This window comes from Tritonibacter scottomollicae (assembly GCF_003003215.1).
GTDB lineage: Bacteria > Pseudomonadota > Alphaproteobacteria > Rhodobacterales > Rhodobacteraceae > Epibacterium > Epibacterium scottomollicae.
Genome location: NZ_PVUF01000045.1, coordinates 1 through 5840, shown reverse-complemented (window position 1 = coordinate 5840; position 5840 = coordinate 1). Strand labels below are relative to the sequence as shown.

General features: G+C 53.0%; 3 tRNA genes and 3 rRNA genes. All 6 read right to left on the bottom strand.

What is annotated here, in order from left to right:
* Nucleotides 1-77 (bottom strand) — tRNA-Met (locus tag CLV89_RS21945).
* Nucleotides 78-126: 49 nt separating this feature from the next.
* A 5S ribosomal RNA gene (gene rrf / locus CLV89_RS21940) occupies nucleotides 127-241 on the bottom strand.
* 125 nt (nucleotides 242-366) lie between these two features.
* A 23S ribosomal RNA gene (locus CLV89_RS21935) occupies nucleotides 367-3201 on the bottom strand.
* A gap of 447 nt (nucleotides 3202-3648) precedes the next feature.
* Nucleotides 3649-3725 (bottom strand) — tRNA-Ile (locus CLV89_RS21930).
* Between the two features lie 25 nt (nucleotides 3726-3750).
* Nucleotides 3751-3826 (bottom strand) — tRNA-Ala (locus CLV89_RS21925).
* Between the two features lie 154 nt (nucleotides 3827-3980).
* A 16S ribosomal RNA gene (locus tag CLV89_RS21920) occupies nucleotides 3981-5444 on the bottom strand.
* Together the 16S, 23S and 5S rRNA genes with 3 tRNA genes alongside form the textbook arrangement of a ribosomal RNA operon.
* Nucleotides 5445-5840: the final 396 nt, after the last annotated feature.

The window sequence follows — 5840 nt, the reverse complement described above, 5'->3', positions numbered from 1 at the left end:
TGGTTGCGGGAGTAGGATTTGAACCTACGACCTTCAGGTTATGAGCCTGACGAGCTACCTGGCTGCTCCATCCCGCGGTGTTTGTTTTGTTTGTTGTCGTTTTGAGAGAATTGGGGTTCTTATTAGGTTTGGCGGTGCCCTACTCTCCCACACCTTAAGATGCAGTACCATCGGCGCAACAGCGCTTAACTTCCGGGTTCGGGAAGGGACCGGGTGTTTCGCTTGTGCTTTGGCCACCAAACCGAATAAGAACCCCGCTAGACTTTTTTTGTCTAGCAAATCAACGTTTTGACCTTGTTTTTAGGAGGTCAACGAGTTGTCCAAGTTTTGTGTATGCGTTTTTGGTGTGGCTGTCTTTTACTGGATCAGATCAAGCCAATCGGGCGATTAGTACCGGTCAACTGAATGCATTGCTGCACTTACATCTCCGGCCTATTGACGTGGTGGTCTTCCACGGCCCTCAGGGATACCTTGTTTTGAGGGGGGCTTCCCGCTTAGATGCCTTCAGCGGTTATCCTTTCCGAACATAGCTACCCAGCACTACCGTTGGCACGATAACTGGTCCACCAGTGGTTCGTTCACCCCGGTCCTCTCGTACTAGGGGCAACTCCTCTCAAGTATCCTACACCCACGGCAGATAGGGACCGAACTGTCTCACGACGTTCTAAACCCAGCTCACGTACCTCTTTAAACGGCGAACAGCCGTACCCTTGGGACCTGCTCCAGCCCCAGGATGAGATGAGCCGACATCGAGGTGCCAAACACTGCCGTCGATATGGACTCTTGGGCAGTATCAGCCTGTTATCCCCGGCGTACCTTTTATCCGTTGAGCGATGGCCCTTCCACTCGGGACCACCGGATCACTATGGCCGACTTTCGTCTCTGCTCGACTTGTCAGTCTCGCAGTCAGGCTGGCTTTTGCCATTGCACTCAACGAGCGATTTCCGACCGCTCTGAGCCAACCTTCGCGCGCCTCCGTTACGCTTTAGGAGGCGACCGCCCCAGTCAAACTACCCGCCACGCAGGGTCCCGGATCCAGATAATGGACCGCGGTTAGACATCAAGAGTGCGAAGGGTGGTATCTCAAGGATGGCTCCACAGGAACTAGCGTTCCTGCTTCAATGCCTACCACCTATCCTGCACATCACAATCCTGATGCCAGTGCGAAGCTGTAGTAAAGGTGCACGGGGTCTTTCCGTCTAACCGCGGGAAGCCTGCATCTTGACAGGCAATTCAATTTCGCTGAGTCGATGTTGGAGACAGCGGGGAAGTCGTTACGCCATTCGTGCAGGTCGGAACTTACCCGACAAGGAATTTCGCTACCTTAGGACCGTTATAGTTACGGCCGCCGTTTACCTGGGCTTCAATTCGGAGCTCTCACCCCTCCTTTTAACCTTCAGGCACCGGGCAGGCGTCAGACCCTATACGTCGTCTTGCGACTTCGCAGAGCCCTGTGTTTTTAATAAACAGTCGCCACCCCCTGGTTTGTGCCCCCGGATTCCACTTGCGTAGGACCCGGGCCTCCTTCTCGCGAACTTACGGAGGTATTTTGCCGAGTTCCTTCAACATCGTTCTCTCAAGCGCCTTGGTATTCTCTACCAGTCCACCTGTGTCGGTTTAGGGTACGGTCTGATGGAGGGCTATTTCCAGGGACTACTTAGCAGCCCGCCCAATCCGATAAGGGCAAACTACCTTCGCAATCCGTCACATCCTCCTGGCCTAGGAATATTAACCTAGTTCCCATCGCCTACGCCTTTCGGCCTCGGCTTAGGGGCCGGCTTACCCTGCTCAGATTAGCTTTAAGCAGGAACCCTTGGACTTTCGGCGAGAGTGTCTCTCACACTCTTTGTCGCTACTCATGTCATCATTCTCGCTAGTGATCTCTCCACGGGATCGCTCACGCGCCCGCTTCATCGAAAGCTCCTTGCGTCCAATCCTTCCCGAAAGAAGGTAAGGACGCATGGAACTATGTCACACTACGCTCTGCTACCATGCACTATGTGCATCCTCGGCTTCGGCTCATGGCTTGAGCCCCGTTACATCTTCGCCGCAGGACGTCTTATTTAGACCAGTGAGCTGTTACGCTATCTTTAAAAGATGGCTGCTTCTAAGCCAACTTCCTGGTTGTTTTGGACATCCCACCTGCTTTCCCACTTAGCCATGAATTAGGGGCCTTAGCCGGAGGTCAGGGTTGTTTCCCTCTCCACTACGGACGTTAGCATCCGCAGTGTGTCTGCCATCTAGTACTCCCGGGTATTCGGAGTTTGGTTAGGATCAGTAAGCCTGTGGGGCCCCATTACCCATCCAGTGCTCTACCCCCCGGGGTATTCGGATGACGCTCTACCTAAATAGATTTCGCAGAGAACCAGCTATCTCCGAGTTTGATTGGCCTTTCACCCCTAGGCACAACTCATCCCGACCTTTTTCAACAGGTGTGGGTTCGGACCTCCAGTGCGTGTTACCGCACCTTCATCCTGGTCATGCCTAGATCACTCGGTTTCGGGTCTGATCCCACGAACTCATTCGCCCTATTAAGACTCGCTTTCGCTGCGCCTACACCTAACGGCTTAAGCTTGCTCGTGAGACCAAGTCGATGACCCATTATACAAAAGGTACGCTGTCAGCCCTCAAGGGGCCTCCAACTGATTGTAGGCGTTCGGTTTCAGGTACTGTTTCACTCCCCTCGTCGGGGTGCTTTTCACCTTTCCCTCACGGTACTGGTTCGCTATCGGTCAGTAAGGAGTACTTAGCCTTCGGGGGTGGTCCCCCGATCTTCAGACAGAATTTCACGTGTTCCGCCCTACTTAATACGTCCTTCAGAGCTTCCCATACGGGGCTGTCACCCGCTATGGCCATGCTTCCCAACATGTTCTGGTCACTCATCAGGCTCGGCTGGTCCGCGTTCGCTCGCCGCTACTAACAGAGTCTCTATTGATGTCCTTTCCTCCGGGTACTTAGATGTTTCAGTTCCCCGGGTTTGCTCTTATAAACCTATGTATTCAGTCTATAAGTACCTGATTAAGCCGGATATAAGCAGCAACCGAAGTCGCTATTATATCAAACTTTCAGGTGGGTTGCCCCATTCGGAAATTCATGGGTCAAAGCCTATTCTCGGCTCACCATGACTTATCGCAGAGTATCACGTCCTTCATCGCCTCTTACTGCCAAGGCATCCACCAAACGCCCTTCTCGCGCTTGATCTGATCCAGAAAGAGACAGCCATGCGGCTATCGTGACCTGACAGCTGGTAAGTAGCCAGGTCTCTGTTTCTGAACCAAAAAGCATACTTTCCCGCTCTTCCCTTCAGTGCCTGTGATGTCGATCTCAGGCGAAGAGAAGAACAATGCATGATCGGGTAGATCATGCGGGTTAGTGTACTTGACTTGGACAACTACTGTCGTTTCAGGCAGGCATACATCCGGGCGTCTGAGGAAACATGACGGATCCGGTGCTGTCCACGAGCAAGCTCGCTTCACCTATCTGAGGTCGTTCCCACACTCGGGAGGACCAACAGTGTTGTTGATTTTTCTCTCTAAACGATATCAAGGCAATCAGATGATTGCCGCAGTGTCCGATTGGACGTTTGAACCACCTGCGCTGAGGTGTCTCAAAGGTCTAATCGAACTCTCTGATCTATTGGATGAAGAATGGTGGGTCGAGGAGGACTTGAACCTCCGACCTCACGCTTATCAGGCGTGCGCTCTAACCACCTGAGCTACCGACCCATTCTTGTTAGGGCCGTTTGCAAAGTGGTGGAGCCTAGGAGGATCGAACTCCTGACCTCCTGAATGCAAATCAGGCGCTCTCCCAGCTGAGCTAAGGCCCCTTGCTGAACCTAACCAGTTGGTAAGGTCCTGACATTTTCTGAAGAGATATGAGGACGGCTCGGTCCTGATGTGACCAGCTTTGTTTGCTGATCTTCTGCTAAGTGTTCCACGAACTTGAGTGCAAGCACTCAAAGCTGCCAGGAACATCCTTAGAAAGGAGGTGATCCAGCCGCAGGTTCCCCTACGGCTACCTTGTTACGACTTCACCCCAGTCGCTGATCCTACCGTGGCCGCCTGCCTCCCCGAAGGGTTAGCGCAGCGTCGTCGGGTAGAACCAACTCCCATGGTGTGACGGGCGGTGTGTACAAGGCCCGGGAACGTATTCACCGCGTCATGCTGTTACGCGATTACTAGCGATTCCGACTTCATGGGGTCGAGTTGCAGACCCCAATCCGAACTGAGACAGTTTTTTGGGATTAACCCATTGTCACTGCCATTGTAGCACGTGTGTAGCCCAACCCGTAAGGGCCATGAGGACTTGACGTCATCCACACCTTCCTCCCGCTTATCACGGGCAGTTTCCCTAGAGTGCCCAGCCGAACTGCTGGCAACTAAGGATGTGGGTTGCGCTCGTTGCCGGACTTAACCGAACATCTCACGACACGAGCTGACGACAGCCATGCAGCACCTGTCACTAGGTCACCGAAGTGAAAGCCAAATCTCTCTGGCGGTCCTAGGATGTCAAGGGTTGGTAAGGTTCTGCGCGTTGCTTCGAATTAAACCACATGCTCCACCGCTTGTGCGGGCCCCCGTCAATTCCTTTGAGTTTTAATCTTGCGACCGTACTCCCCAGGCGGAATGCTTAATCCGTTAGGTGTGTCACCGAATAGCATGCTACCCGACGACTGGCATTCATCGTTTACGGTGTGGACTACCAGGGTATCTAATCCTGTTTGCTCCCCACACTTTCGCACCTCAGCGTCAGTATCGAGCCAGTGAGCCGCCTTCGCCACTGGTGTTCCTCCGAATATCTACGAATTTCACCTCTACACTCGGAATTCCACTCACCTCTCTCGAACTCTAGACTGATAGTTTTGGAGGCAGTTCCAGGGTTGAGCCCTGGGATTTCACCCCCAACTTTCCAGTCCGCCTACGCGCGCTTTACGCCCAGTAATTCCGAACAACGCTAACCCCCTCCGTATTACCGCGGCTGCTGGCACGGAGTTAGCCGGGGTTTCTTTACCTGCTACAGTCATTATCTTCACAGGCGAAAGAGCTTTACGACCCTAAGGCCTTCATCACTCACGCGGCATGGCTGGATCAGGCTTGCGCCCATTGTCCAAGATTCCCCACTGCTGCCTCCCGTAGGAGTCTGGGCCGTGTCTCAGTCCCAGTGTTGCTGATCATCCTCTAAAACCAGCTATAGATCGTAGACTTGGTAGGCCGTTACCCCACCAACTATCTAATCTAACGCGGGCCGATCCTTCTCCGATAAATCTTTCCCCCGAAGGGCGTATAAGGTATTACTCACCGTTTCCAGTGGCTATTCCTTAGAGAAGGGCACGTTCCCACGCGTTACTAACCCGTCCGCCGCTCCCTCCGAAGAGAGCGCTCGACTTGCATGTGTTAGGCCTGCCGCCAGCGTTCGTTCTGAGCCAGGATCAAACTCTCAAGTTGAAAGCAACTTGCGTTGCTATCCTTGACGTTCGAACCTCTGCACATCACTGGTTGCTTTAACAAAATCACTCGAACACGGGGGTCCAAGTAACCTGCGATCTGACCCGGCTAGGAACCAGAAATGCAACCAATTATTCTCTGTCTTTCGTGCTTCAGTACCAAAGGTACAGAAAGCCGAACAAGACAGTGAAGCTGACACTACATCATCGAACTTGCGTCCTAGTAGCGTTGATATACAGACGTTGATCCATCGAAATGAACCAAACCGCCCACATATCTCTTCAGTCATCCAACAATGTCAAAGAGCAAACACTCAGAGCCCAAAAGCAGACCGTCGCGCAAAACTAAGAGCGCCACCGCCTAATCAATCTCCGAAGTGCCCCAGTCTTCCCTGAG